The organism is Curvibacter sp. T50 (genome assembly GCF_057219955.1).
In genome coordinates this window covers 269100-285879 of the sequence record NZ_JBXVVU010000001.1, presented here as the reverse complement: position 1 = coordinate 285879, position 16780 = coordinate 269100, and the positions used below count along the sequence as shown (strand labels likewise).

Annotated in this window: 9 protein-coding genes; 4 read left to right on the top strand and 5 right to left on the bottom strand. The window is 66.7% G+C overall.

Annotated elements, in window-relative coordinates; translation table 11 throughout:
• Positions 1-10: 10 nt before the first annotated feature.
• From rlmD to AC2EBU_RS01300, 4 genes are all read right to left on the bottom strand, one after another.
• Positions 11-1465, bottom strand: coding sequence for a 23S rRNA (uracil(1939)-C(5))-methyltransferase RlmD (gene rlmD / locus AC2EBU_RS01315; RefSeq protein ID WP_484608587.1), 1455 nt, complete (start codon positions 1463-1465; stop codon positions 11-13).
• Positions 1466-1527: 62 nt separating this feature from the next.
• Positions 1528-2487 (bottom strand): alpha-E domain-containing protein, encoded by a 960-nt coding sequence (locus AC2EBU_RS01310; RefSeq protein WP_484608586.1) that lies wholly within the window; start codon positions 2485-2487, stop codon positions 1528-1530.
• A gap of 10 nt (positions 2488-2497) precedes the next feature.
• Positions 2498-3973, bottom strand: a complete 1476-nt coding sequence (locus tag AC2EBU_RS01305) for a circularly permuted type 2 ATP-grasp protein (protein ID WP_484608585.1) — start codon at positions 3971-3973, stop codon at positions 2498-2500.
• 76 nt (positions 3974-4049) lie between these two features.
• Positions 4050-6542 carry a DNA internalization-related competence protein ComEC/Rec2 gene (locus tag AC2EBU_RS01300; protein ID WP_484608584.1) on the bottom strand — a complete coding sequence of 831 codons (2493 nt, stop codon included), beginning with the start codon at positions 6540-6542 and terminating at the stop codon, positions 4050-4052.
• Between the two features lie 110 nt (positions 6543-6652).
• Here AC2EBU_RS01300 and AC2EBU_RS01295 point away from each other — a divergent pair, with 110 nt between their 5' ends.
• From AC2EBU_RS01295 to AC2EBU_RS01280, 4 genes are read left to right on the top strand one after another with little or no spacing between them, the layout of a single operon-like run.
• Complete coding sequence (locus tag AC2EBU_RS01295; protein ID WP_484608583.1) at positions 6653-10186, top strand: transglutaminase family protein; 3534 nt, start codon at positions 6653-6655, stop codon at positions 10184-10186.
• A gap of 52 nt (positions 10187-10238) precedes the next feature.
• Entirely contained in the window at positions 10239-12860 is a 2622-nt protein-coding gene (locus tag AC2EBU_RS01290; protein ID WP_484608582.1) for a circularly permuted type 2 ATP-grasp protein, read from the top strand.
• A complete protein-coding gene (locus AC2EBU_RS01285; RefSeq protein ID WP_484608581.1) occupies positions 12860-13852 on the top strand; it encodes a transglutaminase family protein in 993 nt (330 codons plus the stop codon). Before AC2EBU_RS01290 ends, AC2EBU_RS01285 begins: the two co-directional genes overlap by 1 nt.
• A complete protein-coding gene (locus AC2EBU_RS01280; protein ID WP_484608580.1) occupies positions 13849-14307 on the top strand; it encodes a RidA family protein in 459 nt (152 codons plus the stop codon). The genes AC2EBU_RS01285 and AC2EBU_RS01280 overlap by 4 nt, the downstream gene beginning before the upstream one ends.
• Positions 14308-14428: 121 nt before the next feature.
• On the opposite strand, the gene parC is transcribed toward AC2EBU_RS01280, so the two are convergent.
• Positions 14429-16780: a DNA topoisomerase IV subunit A gene (gene parC / locus AC2EBU_RS01275; protein ID WP_484608579.1), complete on the bottom strand. Its 2352-nt coding sequence runs from the start codon at positions 16778-16780 to the stop codon at positions 14429-14431.

The following is a 16780-nucleotide window of genomic DNA, read 5'->3' as shown; positions in this document are numbered from 1 at the left end:
TGACAGACGCTCAAACGCGCTCGAACACCGCCATGCTCTCAACGTGGGCCGTATGGGGAAACATGTTGACCACCCCTGCCGCCGTGCAGCGATAACCGGCCTGATGAACCAGCAGCCCCGCGTCACGCGCCAGCGTCGCCGGGTTGCAGCTGACATAGACGATGCGCTGCGGCGGCCGCCACGAGTCCGCACCGACCGGCGGGACCACAACGCCGTCGGTGCCGCCACAGCCCTGACTTGCCTGATGCAGGTCGGCCAGTGCCTTGACCAGCGCGAAGGCGCCCTCTCGCGGCGGATCAACCAGCCATTTGTCGGCCACGCCATCGGCAACCAGCATGGCCGGCGTCATTTCGAACAGGTTTCTTGCTTCGAATTTCGTAGCGCAAAAAGACCTTTTTACGCTGGGTATCGACCGATTTGACTCGAAATTGGTCCGCGAACGCTCCACCAGCGTCTCGCTGCCTTCGATACCCAGCACTTCCCGGGCCTGGGTCGCCAGCGGGAGCGTGAAATTGCCCAGGCCGCAGAACCAGTCAATGACCCGCTCGGTCGGCTGCACCTGCAACAGGCGCAGCGCCCGGGTTACCAGAACGCGGTTGATGTGCGGATTGACCTGGGTGAAGTCCGTGGGCTTGAACGGCATGGTGACGCCGAAATCCGGCAGCGTGTACGTCAGGGGCGGGCCACCTTCATCGAGCAAACGCACCGAATCCGGGCCTTTGGGCTGCAGCCACCATTGGACCCCGTACCTCAGCCCGAACTGGCGCAGGCGGGCACGATCGTCTTCCGACAAGGGTTCCAGATGCCGGAGAACCAGAGCCGTGACACTGTCGCCGGCCGCCAGTTCGATCTGCGGACAGGTCTCGCGCGCATCCATGCTCCCGATCAGCGCGCGCAGCGGCACCAACATGGTGCTGACTTGCGGCAACAGCACCGCACAGGTGCGCATGTCGGCCACATAGCGGCTTTTGCGTTCGTGAAAGCCGATCAGCACTTCCCCCTTCTTGTGCACGTAGCGGACCGACAGGCGGGCCCGGTAGCGGTAGCCCCAGGTGGGCCCCTCGATGGGACGCAGCACGGTTTCGGCCTTCACCTTGCCCAGATGCCACAGGTTGTCTTCCAGCACCCGCTGCTTGACAGCCACCTGGGCGGCCGGATGCAGATGCTGCATCTTGCACCCGCCACACGCGCCCGCATGCAAGCCGAAATGGGGGCAGTCCGGGCGCACTCGCTGGCTCGATTCGCGGTGCACGGCGACCAGCGAAGCCGCCTCCCAGTTGTTTTTCTTGCGGTGGACATGGGCGCTCACCAGTTCCCCGGTCAGCGCCCCCTCGACAAACACCACTTTGCCGTCAGGACGCCGGGCGATCCCCTGGGCATCCATATCCAGAGAGTCAATCTGCAGCCAACCGGGCGGCAGCGCCGCAGCCACGTCCGTGGCGGGCGAGGAAGTTTCTTCAGTCATGCGCCGATTGTCTCAGGCCGGCCGCCCGGTCCGGACCTGCAGCGAGCCCGCCAGCTTCGCGGTCAGGCCCCTGCCGGAACGAGAAACTCCCGGCTGATACGGCCGCCCAGATTGTTGACCCGATCGAGGAACTGGGTCAGGAAGGCATGCAGGCCGGTGGCGAGGATCTCGTCGATGCGTCCGAATTGCAGGTCGGCACGCAACCGCCCGGCATGGCGAAGCGTCTCGCCCTGGCCATCTTCGGATACCAGACGCAGGTTGGAGACCACTTCATTCATGCTGGCATGCAGCGAACGGGGCATGTCCGCGCGCAGCATCAGCAGTTCGGCCACGCGCTCGGGTTTGATGACGTCGCGATAGACCTTGCGATAGATCTCGAATCCGCTCACGCTGCGCAGGATCGCGCTCCAGTGGTAAAAGTCGAGCTCCTGGTCCTTGGCGCTGGCAACGCCGAAGAAGTCGCTTTCCAAGGCATGGAACTTCACATCGACGAGTCGCGCGGTGTTGTCCGACCGCTCCAGAAACGTGCCCAGCCGCATGAAATACAGCGCCTCGTCCATCAGCATGGTACCCACCGTGACGCCGCGTGACAGGTGCGAGCGGAACTTGACCCACTCGAAGAAAGCCCCCGGATCCCGTTCGAAGGCGCCTTCGCGCAGCAACCGGTTCAGCTCCAGCCAGGTCTGGTTCTGTGTCTCCCAGACCTCGGTGGTCAGGGTGCCCCGTACCGCCCGTGCGTTTTCGCGCGCGGCGCGCAGACAGGAGACGATGGACGACGGGTTGTCAGGGTCCTTGACCATGAATTCCATCACCGCTTGAGGCGTCACGTCACCATAGAGTGCCTGATAGGACGGCAGCAACTCGCTGATGGACAAGATGCCCTGCCAGCCGACTTGCGCAACCGCCGCCGACTGCGGCAACAGCGAGGTCTCATAGCTGACATTGAGCATGCGGGCGGTGTTCTCGGCCCGCTCGGTGTAGCGGGACATCCAGAACAGGTGATCGGCGGTACGGCTCAGCATCGTGCGGTCCTCAAGCTTCCAGAATCCAGGTGTCTTTGGTGCCGCCGCCCTGCGACGAATTCACCACCAGCGAGCCTTCCTTCAAGGCGACCCGTGTCAGGCCGCCCGGCACCATCTGCACACTCTTGCCCGACAGCACAAAGGGCCGCAGGTCGATATGGCGCGGGGCAATGCCCGATTCCACAAACGTGGGGCAGCTCGACAGGCTCAGTGTCGGCTGGGCGATATAGCCCGACGGGTTGGCCAGAACCGCCTTGCCGAAGTCCTCGATCTCCGCCCTGGTCGAGGCCGGGCCGACCAGCATGCCATAGCCGCCGGCTCCATGGACTTCCTTGACCACCAGGTCCTTGAGGTTGGCCATGACGTACTTCAGGTCATCGGGGTTTCGGCACATCCAGGTCGGCACGTTGTTCAGGATCGGTTTTTCGCCGAGGTAGAACTCGATCATCTTGGGCACGTAGGGATAGATCGACTTGTCGTCGGCCACGCCCGTGCCCACGGCATTGCAGATGGCGACGTTGCCGGCGCGGTAGGCGTCCATCAGGCCGGCACAGCCCAGCGTCGAAGTGGGACGGAAGACCTGAGGATCAAGGAAGTCGTCATCCACACGCCGGTAGATCACATCGACCCGCTTGGGGCCGCGGGTGGTACGCATGTAGACAAAGTCGTCCTTGACGAACAGGTCCTGCCCTTCAACCAGTTCCACACCCATCTGCTGCGCCAGAAAAGCATGTTCGAAATAGGCACTGTTGTACATGCCCGGAGTGAGCACCACGACGGCAGGCTCGGCGGTCGTGGCCGGGGCGCTGGCACGCAAGGTCTCCAGCAGCAAGTCGGGGTAGTGGGCGACGGGGGCCACGGGGTTCTGGCTGAACAGCTCAGGAAACAGCCGCATCATCATCTTGCGGTCTTCCAGCATGTAGCTCACCCCACTGGGCACCCGCAGGTTGTCTTCGAGCACGTAGTACTCGCCCTTGCCCTGGGCGTCGGGGGCGCGCACGATGTCGATGCCGCTGATATGCGAATAGATGCTGTTGGGCACTTTCACGCCCATCATCTCCGGGCGAAACTGGGCGTTGCCCTCAATCTGCTCGCGGGGCACCACACCGGCCCGGAGAATCTCCTGGTCATGGTAGACGTCATGGATGAATCGGTTCAGCGCGGTGACGCGTTGAACCAGGCCTTTTTCCATGGTGCGCCATTCATGCGCCGGAACAATGCGTGGAATCAGGTCGAACGGAATCAGGCGCTCGGTGCCCGCGCCATCCTCGTCCTTGGCACCGTACACGGCAAACGTGATGCCGACACGGCGGAAAATCATCTCCGCTTCGTCCCGGCGGGCACGCATGGTGGCCTCGGGTTGATTGGCCAGCCAGCGGGCATAAGCCACGTAATGGGGTCTGAGCCCGGACTGCGCATCGGCCCACCGGCCGCCCGCGCGCGCCAAAGACCCGAGGTCCTCATACATCTCATCAAACTTCAACATGGCGAAACTCCTGCAGCCAGACAAAGCAATAAGCGCGCCAGGGGGCCCCCAGCCCGGGCAACCGCCCGCAATCGCCTCAGCGATGGTGCCAGTATCGCCGCACTTGATCGCGATGACAGCGCAACTGGTCCGGCAGGGCGGAGCTCCAGTGCGCCGCGCCGCACTCGGACGAGAGCGAGACCGTGCTCCCCACCGCCCGGTAGCGGGCCACGACGTCGGCGGCGGGATGACCGAATCGGTTGCGGTAGCCGGCCTGCACCAAGGCCCAGCGTGGCGACACGGCCTGGACAAACGCGGAAGTCGACGAAGTTTTGCTCCCGTGATGGGGAACCAGCAGGACATCGGCCCGCAGTGCGCCAGCGCTTTCGGCCAGACGCTGCTCCTGTGCCGCTTCGATGTCGCCGGTCAGCAGGGCAACCCGACCTTGCGCTTCGATGCGCAGCACACAGCTGAGCGCATTGGTCCGGCGCACCCGTTCATAGTCTTCATCCCGGGGATGCAATATCTGGAAACGAACCCCGTCCCATTCCCAGCGTTGCCCGGCCACACAACGTTGGCCGGCGCGCAGCCGGTTGAGCGCATGGTCGGCTGGCAGGGAACTGAGGAGATCCGCCTCGTTCTGCTGCGCCAGAACCGGCGCCGCCCCACCGATGTGGTCCGCGTCGCCGTGACTGAGCACCAGGCGGTCGATCCGTTCACCCAGGGCACGCAGCAGTGGCACCAGAACCCGGTGGCCCGCGTCACTTTCCGCCGAATAGCGGGGCCCCGCGTCGTAGACCAGGGACCGCTGGGCGGTGCGTACGAGCACCGCATTGCCTTGCCCGATATCGGCCGCGAGCAGGTCAAAGCTGCCCGGAGCCGGGCGCGGCGGCGACCACAACAGCACCGGGAGCACCAGCGGCAAACCCAGCGCCCGCAGGCGCCAGGGCACGGGCAGCACCAGCAGCGCAGCGCCGGCGAGGGCACCGATCCCGGCCCAGAGCGGCGCCTGGGGCAGCCAGAGTACCGCCAGCGGCCATTGCGCCATCACCTGCAGCATCGCGGCCAGCGGGTGCAGGGCCGCCGCCGCACCATCCCACAGGCCGCCCCAGAGCAATCCGCCCAAAGCCAGCGGGGTAACTACCAAGGTCACCCAGGGCACCGCCACCAGATTGGCCACCAGTCCGGCCAGCGACACCTGACCGAACAACAGCAGCGTCAGCGGCGCCAGCGCCACGGTCAAAATGAGCTGCTCGCGCACCAAAAGGACAGTTTTGGAATGAAAACTGCCAATACCCAGCGCAAAACGGTCGTTTTTTGCTCTGTTATCCGTAGCAAAGAGAAGACCCACCGCGACGAAACTCAGCCAGAACCCGGGCGCCAGCAGGGCCCAGGGGTCTGCCAGGGTGAGCACCGCGGCCACCATCATCCAGACCAGGGGCCACGGCCAGTGCCGCCCGCCCAGCCGCAGCACCACCACGGTGGCCAGCATCAGCGTCGTACGCTGCGCCGGCACCCCCCAGCCGCTGAATACCGCATAGGCCGCCGCACAGACCAGCCCCCCGCAGCGCGCCGCATCCGGCGCCGGGAACCACAGGCACAGGCGCCACCCCGCCCGCGCACTGGCGCGCCATGCGGCCCCCACCACCAGCGCGGCCAGCCAGGCGAACAAGGTAATGTGCAAGCCGGAGATGCTCATCAGATGCGCCACGCCGGTGGCCCGGAACACATCCCAGTCAGCCCGGGCGATGGAGGCCTGGTCGCCGGTCACCAGCGCAGCCACCACCCCGGCAATCCGTTCCGGGCCCACGCCATGCTCCTGCGCTGCCATGCCGACCGGCGCGGAGGCCAGCCGGGCGGTGATCGCGTCCCGCACGTCCTGCCGCAGCCGCTGCAACGGGTATTGACCGCTGTCACCCAGCCATTGCGCCGCGTCGGACGGTCCCGCGCGCACTGTGCCGGTGGCACGCAAGCCCTGATCCCAGAGCCATTGTTCGTAATCGAAGCCGTAGGGGTTGCGATGCCCATGCGGGGCTTTGAGGCGGACGGTCAGCGCCCAGCGGTCGCCCGCCCGCAAGGGCCCGGGCTGGCGTTGCAGGCGCAGTCCGTCCTCGTCCACCGCGACACCGCCCCACCACCCCAGCAACACCTGCGACGGAACCGCCACCGCAACGCCGTCTGCCCGAGCCTCTTCGACCTGAAAGCGAAACCGCGCACCGGCATCATGAAACTGCGGCACCGACGCAATCACGCCCCGCACCCGCAGATCGCGCCCTTCCAGGGCCGGTTGCAGTCCCTGCGCCATGACGGCCACCGCCCGACTGCCAGCCAGCGCAAAACCGACGCTGGCCGCCAGCGCCGCCACCATCAGGGCCATCCCGGCCGGTGAGCGGCCCTGGCGAACCCGCCATCGCAGCGCAAGCGCCACCAGCACGGCCCCCGCGGCCACCAGCCCGTACCACGCCAGCGGCCACAACGCCGCCTGGTGCAACTGGACGCCGGTACCCGCAAGCAGCCCGGCGACGGCAGACACCAGACCAAACGGTCGGCCCGCCATCAAGGCGGGGGAGGACAGGCCGGTGGCAAACATCCCGCCATGCTAAACCGGCATGCGAACAAGCCGCCGGCATGGCCCGGGTCTTGCTAGCATCGAGGTCACTGTTTTCCCTGCTTGCGACCCCCCGGCCGCCCTCACCCGCCATGTCCATTCACGCCGCCCTGCATCACGTCACCCACTACCGCTACGACCGCCCGGTCAACCTCGGCCCGCAGGTGATCCGCCTGCGCCCGGCGCCGCACTGCCGCAGCAACGTGATCTCCTACTCGCTGAAGATCGAACCCGCGCAGCACTTCATCAACTGGCAGCAGGACCCGTTTGCCAACTACCAGGCGCGCCTCGTATTCCCGGAAAAGACCACCGAATTCAAGGTCACGGTGGACCTGGTGGTGGAAATGGCGGTCTACAACCCCTTCGATTTCTTCCTGGAGCCCGACGCCGAGCACTTCCCGTTTGGTTACAGCGAGGCCACGAAGCAGGAGCTCGCGCCCTACCTGGTCACCGAACCGGTCACCCCCCGGGTGCAGGCCTACCTGGACACCATCGACCGCAGCCGGGCGCGCACCATCGATTTCCTGGTCAAGCTGAACCAGCAGCTGCAAGGCGACATCAGATACCTGATCCGCATGGAACCCGGCGTCCAGACGCCGGAGGAGACGCTGGAAAAAGCCAGCGGCTCCTGCCGCGATTCCGGCTGGCTGCTGGTGCAGCTGCTGCGCCATTGCGGCCTGGCCGCGCGCTTCGTGTCGGGTTACCTGATCCAGCTCAAGCCCGACGTCAAGAGCCTGGACGGCCCCAGCGGCACCGAGGTCGACTTCACCGACCTGCACGCGTGGTGTGAGGTCTACCTGCCCGGCGCCGGCTGGATCGGGCTGGACCCGACCTCCGGCCTGATGGCCGGCGAAGGCCACATCCCGCTGGCCTGCACCCCCCAGCCGTCCAGCGCCGCGCCGGTGGAAGGCGGGGTCGACAAGTGTGAGGTCGAGTTCGGCCACGACATGGTGGTCAGCCGCATTTACGAGTCGCCCCGCGTCACCCAACCCTACACCGACGAGCAGTGGAACGACGTCATGGCCCTGGGTGCGGCGGTGGATGAGAAGCTGCAGGCCGGTGACGTGCGCCTCACCATGGGCGGCGAGCCCACCTACGTGGCCGTGGACGACCGCGACGCGCCGGAGTGGAACACCGACGCGCTGGGTCCGACCAAACGCGGCTTCGCCACCGAGCTGGTCCACCGCCTGCGCGCGGAGTACGGCCGCGGGGGATTCCTGCATTTCGGGCAGGGCAAGTGGTATCCCGGCGAACAGCTGCCGCGCTGGGCCTTGTCGATCTTCTGGCGCAATGACGGCCAGCCGATCTGGCAGGACCCGACCCTCTTCGCCGACGAGCGCGAGGCCGCGCACTACACCAGCGAAGACGCCAGCCGCTTCGTGCACACGCTGTCGCGCAAGCTGGGGCTGACCGACCGTTACATCGAACCGGGCTATGAGGACACCTGGTACTACCTGTGGCGCGAGCGCCGGCTGCCGGTCAATGTGGACCCTTTCGACTCCCGCCTCGACGACGAGATGGAACGGACCCGTCTGCGGCGCGTATTCAGCCAGCGGCTGGACTCGGTGGTCGGCTATGTCTTGCCCCTGCAGGCCCCGGAGACGGCGGGACCGTCGCTCTCCGGCCCCCGCTGGAGCACCGGTCCCTGGTTTTTCCGCGACGAGCGCATGTACCTGATCCCCGGCGATTCGCCGATGGGGTATCGCCTCCCCCTGGACTCCCTGCCCTGGGTCAGCCAGGGGGACTACCCGTACTTGATTGAACAGGACCCGTTTGCAGCACGGGACGCGCTGCCCGCGGCGGCAACCGTTCGGGCACAGTACAACCGGCTGCATGCGGGCCCCGAAGGCTACGCGGCCCATACACCGGGCGGCGGTTTCGCCGAAGGCGGCACCATAGCCATCCAGGCACAGGGCCACGAACACGGGGCCGGCAGCCCCTGGACCGACCCTGAACAGGCCAACTTGCACGGCGAAGGCCAACCCTCCCATGCCCGCCTGACCGGAGATACCACCCGCACCCCCCTGCGTCACGAATCCGCCCACTGGATTACCCGAACCGCGCTGTGCGTGGAGGCGCGGGACCCCATGCGGGCCAACGGCCCGAAAGCCGAGCGGGAGCATGGCGGAAAAAGCGGCGTGCTCTACGTTTTCATGCCGCCATTGGCCCGTCTGGAGGACTATCTGGACCTGCTGGCCGCCGTCGAATCCACCGCCAGTGAACTGGGCGTCCAGATCGTGCTGGAAGGCTATCCGCCACCGCGCGATGCCCGCCTGAAGCTGCTGCAAGTGACCCCGGACCCCGGTGTGATCGAGGTCAACATCCATCCGGCCCACAACTGGGGCGAACTGGTGCAGCACACCGAGTTCCTCTACGACGCGGCCTTCCAGACACGTCTTTCGGCCGAAAAGTTCATGACCGACGGCCGCCACACCGGCACCGGCGGCGGCAACCATTTCGTGCTTGGTGGCGCCACACCGGCAGACAGCCCGTTCCTGCGCCGCCCTGAGCTGCTCGCCAGCCTGCTGCTGTACTGGCACAACCATCCCTCGCTGAGCTACCTCTTCAGCGGCATGTTCATCGGCCCCACCAGCCAGGCCCCGCGCGTGGACGAAGCCCGCAATGACCAGTTGTACGAACTGGAGATTGCCCTGAAGGAAATCCACGCAAACCGCGACCGGTTCGGCACCGACATGCCGCCCTGGCTGGTCGACCGCACCCTGCGCAACATCCTGGTGGATGTCACCGGCAATACCCACCGCAGCGAGTTCTGCATCGACAAGCTGTATTCACCGGACAGCAGCACGGGGCGCCTGGGCCTGCTGGAACTGCGTGCCTTCGAGATGCCGCCGCACGCCCGCATGAGCATTGCGCAGCAGCTGCTGCTGCGTGCGCTGGTGGCCCGGTTCTGGAACGAACCCTACCGGGCACCCGTGACCCGCTGGGGCACCGAGCTGCATGACCGTTTCCTGCTGCCCACCTTCGTCAAGATGGATTTCGCCGACGTGATGGCCGAAATGCGTCAGGCCGGGTTTGCCTTCGACGACGCCTGGTTCGCACCCCATTTCGAGTTCCGCTTCCCGCTGGTGGGCGAGGTGCAGAGCATGGGCATCGAGCTGACGCTGCGCAATGCCCTGGAGCCCTGGCACGTGATGGGCGAGGAAGGCTCGGCCGGCACCACCGTCCGGTATGTCGACTCTTCGCTGGAGCGCATCGAGGTACGCGTCACCGGACTCAACCAGAGCCGCTATGTGATCACCTGCAACGGCGAGCCGCTGCCGCTGCAGTCCACCGGAACTGCGGGCGAGTATGTCGCCGGAGTCCGCTACAAGGCCTGGAACCCGCCGTCCAGCCTGCATCCGAGCATCGGCGTGCACGCGCCGCTGACCTTTGACATCGTCGACACCTGGATGAAGCGCTCGCTGGGAGGCTGCCAATACCATGTCGCTCACCCCGGCGGACGCAACTACGACAGCTTTCCGGTCAACTCGTACGAAGCCGAAAGCCGCCGCCTGGCGCGCTTCTTCCGCATGGGTCACACCCCCGGGCGGATGGAGGTGCCGCCGGCCACCATCGATCTGCCGGGCAGCCGCGAATTCCCGTTCACACTGGACCTTCGCCGCTGAGGGGTAAGTCCCGGGGCATGGCGGCCCCACCGGGTGTGACAATACCGACCCGATGGAACAACCCGACCTGACCGACGCGACCGACCGCCCTGCTGCCCACGTGCTGGAGCGCGCAGCCGCACTGGCTCGCGCGGCGGAGCCCGGACATTTCGATGAAATGCGCGGCTGCGCCGCGCCGGCGGGCCGCGAGCCGAAAGGCAGTGCCCGTGCAGCCCCCGGTCCGCAAGCTTTTGCGCCCGCATGGCAGACCTTCTTCGAGCACCTGGGCGCCGACGGTTTTGACGATCTGGACCGTCGCACGCGTCACCTGGCGCGGCAAATTCGCGACAACGGTGTCAGCTACAACGTCTACGCCGATGAGGACAACCCGCAGCGGCCGTGGTCGCTGGATCTGTTTCCGCTGATCGTGGCAGCCGACAGCTGGCGCCAGATCGAGGCCGGGGTGCTGCAGCGGGTCCAGGTTCTGGAGGCGGTCATGGCCGACGTCTACGGCCCCCGCGCGCTGGTTCGGGCCGGGCTGTTGCCCACCGCGCTGGTTCGGGGTCACCCGGGCTACCTGCGCTCCATGCACGGCGTCGAACCGGCCGGTGGAACCTTTTTGCCCATCGTGGCGTTTGATCTGGCGCGCGGCCCGGACGGACACTGGTGGGTGGTCTCGCAGCGAACGCAAGCCCCCTCGGGCCTGGGTTACCTCCTGGAAAACCGACTGTCCATCTCGCGCCTGTTTCCCCAGGCATTCGAGGCCATGTCCGTGCAGCGGCTGGCCGGGACCTACCGCGCCCTGATCGACGGAATCAAGGCCATGAGCCCCGCCGGTGCCGACGCCCATATTGCGCTGCTGACGCCGGGCCCGTACAACGAAACCTATTTCGAGCACGCCTACCTGGCCCGTTACCTGGGCATTTCGCTGGTGCAAGGGACCGACCTGACGGTGCGGGACGATCATCTTTATCTGCGCACCCTGCGCGGCCTGGAGCCGATTCACGGCCTGATCAAACGGGTGGACGACGCCTGGTTGGACCCCCTCGAACTGCGCCCCGACTCCACGCTCGGCGTCGCCGGCCTGCTGCAAGCGGTTCGCAGCGGTCATGTGGTGATGGCGAACGCGCCGGGCTCCGCGTTTCTCGAATCCAGCGCCTTGCTGGGCTTCCTGCCCGCGCTGGCGGACCACCTGCTCGGTGAGACCTTGCGACTGCCCGCACTGCCCACCTGGTGGTGCGGTGAGCGTGCGGTGCTCGACCAGGTCCTCCCGCGACTGGGCGAATCCGTCATCAAGCCAACCTACCCGGGATGGGCGAGTCACAACAGCTTCGAGGCCGTACTTGGCCGTCAGTTGCCCCGTCGCAAACTGGACGAGTGGGCCGGGCGCATCCTGCGCCAGGGCGACGAATACACCGTGCAGCGGGCACTGCCCCTGTCGCAGATGCCAACCTGGCGGACCGAGGGGGACACACCCGGTATCGCGCCGCGCTCGGCCATGTTGCGGGTGTTCGCGCTGGCCGACGGCCCGCGTTCCTGGAGGGTTCTGCCGGGCGGACTGGTACGCATTGTCGGCGCCGACGCCGGGATCGCCTCCATGCAGCGCGGCGGCAGCAGCGCCGATGCCTGGGTCCTGACGACCGGGGCGGTCGACCGCACCACCCTGCTGCAGCCGCACCTGTCACCGGCGTCCATTTCACAACGCAAGCGCCTTGTGACCAGCCGCGCGGCCGAAAACCTGTTCTGGCTCGGTCGCTACACCGAACGCACCGAAAACTGCCTGCGGCTGTGCCGTCTGGCGCTGGAAACACTCAACGGTGAAGACCTGTCCTGCGCGCCGCTGCTGGACTGGCTGACCCGCATGGCCCAGGACAACCGCCTCGTCGCGCCGGGAACACCCGGGGCCGCCCAGGGGCGCCGGGTGTTCGAGCGGGCACTGGTCGCCGGGCTGGCGGACCGCCACAACACCACCAGCGTGGGCAGCAATCTCGCCGCCGTCCGCCAGGCGGCCTCGGCGCTGCGCGAGCGTCTCTCGCAAGAACACTGGAATCTCATCCAGCGCGCCGAGCGCGAGTTTTTCAATCGCAGTGGCGAAACCGGCGGCGAAGCGGCGTTCTCGACCGTGGAAGCCCTGCGGCTGCTCGAATCGGTGAGCGCCGATCTGGCCGCCATGACGGGAGCACAAACCGATCGCATGACGCGGGACGACGGTTGGCGCCTGCTGTCGGTGGGGCGACAGGTCGAACGCCTGGGCTTTCTGGCCCACGCCCTGCGGGTCGCGCTCGATACCGGCGCGGTGCAAGAAGCGGGCGGCTTCGAAGCCCTGGTGGCGCTGTTCGACACCACCATCACTTTTCATGCGCAATACCAGCAGAGCCGGGAGATTGCGGCGCTGGCCGATCTGCTGGTGCTCAGCCGCGAAAACCCCCGTTCGCTCGGCTGGGTGGTGCAGACATTGCGTGCCCGGCTGTCCCGGCTGGCCGGCAGCGCCAGCCACGAGACGGGCGCCCTGGCGCAGCTGGTGCCTGATCCGGGCAACTGGTCACTGGACGCCCTGTGTGACGGCAGCGCCGCCCGCCCGGCACTGCGCGAGCTGCTGGACGCCTGCCATGCTGCGGCCTGGCGCCTTTCCGACGAAGTCAGCCTGCGGTACTTCACCCACACTCATGAGGCAGGCGAAAGCCTGGGGGCCTGATGCAACTGCGGGTCACCCACGTTTCCCGGTACAACTATCAGCCGGTGGTCGAGACCTCGCACCATCTGGCCTGCCTGCTGCCGGTGGACACCCGCCGCCAGAAAGTCCTGGCAAGCCGCCTGCAGATCGAACCGGCCCCGGCGCAGATCAGCGAACGGGCCGACGTTTATGGCAACCGCCGCAGCTGGTTTTCGCTGAACCAGAGTCATTCCACCCTGACCGTGACCGCGGAAAGCACCGTGGAGACCCGACCGCCGCCGTCCTGCGACAGTCAGATGACCTGGGAGGCGGTTCGCGAACTTCTGCGCTACCGGGTCGGCGCCGACTGGGATCCGGAAAGCGAGTTCTGCTTCGCCTCACCCCACATACCGCGCCACCAGGACTTCGTCACCTATGCACAGCCCAGTCTGAGCCCGCAGCGCCCTTTACACACCGCCGCCATCGAGCTGATGCAGCGGATTCACCGCGATTGCCGCTACGTCACTGCCAGCACCGACATCGGCACGCCGGCCGTCGAGGCCCTCGCCCGGCGCCGTGGCGTATGCCAGGACTTTGCCCACATCCTGATCGCCTGCCTGCGCGCCTGGGGGCTGGCCGCCCGGTATGTCAGCGGCTACCTGCTGACCGAGCCGCCGCCGGGCCAGCCCCGCCTGACCGGTGCGGACGCGTCCCATGCCTGGGCACAGGTCTACCTGCCCGACCTGCCAGGCGCCGGCGAAGGTGCGGGCTGGTATGACCTCGACCCGACCAACAATCGCCATGGTTGGGGCACACCCGGCGAAGACTACGTCACGCTGGCGATCGGTCGCGACTACGCGGATATCTCGCCCATTCGCGGTGTCATCCACGGTGGCGCACGGCATACACTCTCCGTCGCTGTCACGGTAGCACCGGTCGATGAAGGGGCACCCGAAGTGCCGGCTGCCAGCGCCGCCGCCGAAACCGACCGTGCCGAGACAGCCCTGACATCCATCCCCGAGGACCAGACATGACCAACATCTACGACACCCTGCAGCAACTGGACATCACCCTTCCGCCCGTCGCCGTGCCGGCGGCCGCCTATGTGCCGTTTGTGCGCACCGGCAATCTTGTCTTTCTGTCCGGCCATATTGCGAAGAAAGACGGCAAAGCCTGGGCCGGCCAGCTCGGTGCCGGCATCAGCACCGACGAAGGCAAAGCGGCGGCCCGCGCGGTGGCCATTGACCTGCTGGGTACCTTGCAGGCTGCCGTCGGCGACCTCAACAAGGTCACCCGCATCGTCAAGGTCATGAGCCTGGTCAACAGCACCAGCCACTACACCGAACAGCACCTGGTCACCAACGGATGCTCGGAGCTGCTGGCTCAGGTGTTCGGGGAGCGTGGCGCCCACGCGCGCAGCGCCTTCGGCGTGGCGCAGATCCCGCTGGGTGCGTGTGTGGAGATCGAACTGATCGCCGAAGTGGCCTGACGGCGCGCCGCGATCACTTCGTTATTCATAGCGCAAAGTGACCTTTTTACGCTGGGTATCGGCATTTCTTACCCTAAAACGCTGATTTTGGCCCCGCCGGCCCCCGTGGGCGCGAGCGGGATCACTCCACCCGGACGACCCGGGTCGGTTTGAACCCCAGATCGGCCGCCTTGCCCTTGCGCGCGCGCCCCCCGCGGGCGTTGTTCAGGCTGCGGATTTCCAGGGTTTCATCACGCTCCTTGCCGCCGCGACCGATGCCTTCGATGCGCACGCTGCGCGTGTAGGCTGCCGCCCCGGCCAGGCTGTCCTTGGCCTCCAGATCAATCAGGATCAGCCCCCGCCCGCCACTGGGCTGCAACTTCAGTTCGGTCATCTCGAAGGTCAGGATCCGGCCGCCGGTGGAGGCGCAGGCGACATGGGTCGCCGGCGGCAGCGGCACACTGCCACTGCCGCCGGACACCGGCGATGGCGCGCACAGCGATTCCCCCGCACCGAGGCTGACGAAGGCTTTGCCCGCTTTGGGCCGCGAGGTCATGGCCTCCACCGTCGCCAGGAAACCGTAGCCCGCCGAACCGGACAGCAGCAGCACGGCACCGGCCGGGCCGGCAAAGTAATGGACCAGCTGGGTCCCGGCTTCCTGTTCGATCAAGGTGGTGATCGGCTGCCCGTCGCCGCGCCCGCCGGGCAGCGCGGAAACCGGCACGCTGTAGACCCGTCCATTGGAGCCAAAGGCCAGCAAGGTATCGACCGTGCGGCATTCGAAGGTTGCATAAAGCGCATCGCCGGACTTGAAAGCAAACGTGGCCGTGTCGTGCCCGTGGCCTTGCCGGGCCCGAGCCCACCCTTTGACCGATACGACCACCGTGACCGGCTCGTCGACCACCCGGATTTCGGCAACCGTCCTCTTCTCTTCCTGAATCCGCGTGCGCCGCGCATCGGCGAACTGTCGGGCGTCCTGTTCGATCTCGCGGATCATCAGGCGACGCAGCGCCGCCGGGCTGCCCAGCACCTCCTCCAGGCGCAGCTGCTCCTCCCGCAACTCGGCCAGCTCCTGTTCGATGCGGATCGCCTCCAGGCGGGCGAGTTGCCGCAGGCGGATTTCCAGAATGTCTTCTGCCTGGCGCTCGGACAGCGCAAACCGCTCGATCAGTGCGGCCTTGGGTTCATCGGACTGGCGAATGATCGCAATGACCTCGTCGATGTTCAGCAGCACCAGCTGCCGCCCTTCAAGAATGTGGATGCGGTCAAGCACCTTCTGCAGGCGGTGGCGGGAGCGGCGCTCTATCGTTCCCTGGCGGAAGACGATCCATTCGAGCAACATCTGCCGCCCCGACTTGAGGACCGGCTTGCCATCGATGCCGACCATGGTCAGATTGATGGAAACCGACGTCTCCAGGCTGGTATGGGCCAACAGCGAGCGAATCAGCTCCGCACTGTCGATCCGGCTGCTCTTGGGTTCGAATACCAGGCGCACCGCCGCCTCCCGGCTGGATTCGTCGCGAACCCCGTCGAGCACGGCCAGCATCGCCGCTTTGAGCTGGGTCTGGTCAGCCGTGAGGGCCTTCTTGCCGGTTTTCACCTTGGGGTTGGTGATTTCCTCGATTTCTTCCAGCACCCTCTGGTTGGAGACCCCCGGCGGAAGCTCGTTGACCACCAGCTGCCACTGCCCCCGCGCAAGTTCTTCGATGGTCCAGCGCGCCCGTACCTTGAGACTGCCGCGTCCGCACCGATAGGCTTCGGCGATATCCGCAGCGCTGCTGATGATCTGCCCGCCGCCGGGAAAATCGGGCCCCGGAAGGATGAGGGCCAGGGCCTCATCGGGCAATTCGGGATCGCGAATCAGCGCGACACAGGCGTCGGCCACCTCGCGCAGGTTGTGGCTGGGGATTTCGGTCGCGAGTCCGACCGCAATGCCGCTGGCCCCATTGAGCAAGGTGAACGGCAGACGCGCCGGGAGCTGGCGCGGCTCCTGTGTCGATCCGTCGTAGTTGGGCTGGAAGTCGACCGTGCCTTCGTCGATCTCGTCCAGCAGCAGGCGGGCAATCCGTGACAGCCGCGCCTCGGTGTAACGCATGGCCGCAGCGCCGTCGCCGTCACGGCTGCCGAAGTTGCCCTGGCCGTCGATCAGCGGGTAGCGCTGGGCGAAGTCCTGGGCCATCCGCACCAGGGCGTCATAGGCGGCCTGGTCGCCATGGGGGTGAAAACGGCCAAGCACGTCCCCGACCACCCGGGCGCTTTTGACCGGCTTCGCGCCGGCCGTGCCATTGGCGCCGCCAAAACCCAGGCCCATGCGGGCCATGCTGTACAGGATGCGCCGCTGTACCGGCTTCTGGCCGTCGGCCACATCCGGCAACGCCCGACCTTTGACAACCGACAAGGCGTATTCCAGATAGGCCCGCTGGGCATAGGCCCCCAGGCTGAGCGAGTCATCGGGGTCGACCGCCTGCGGCGGCGGGAACAGGGTGTCATTCAT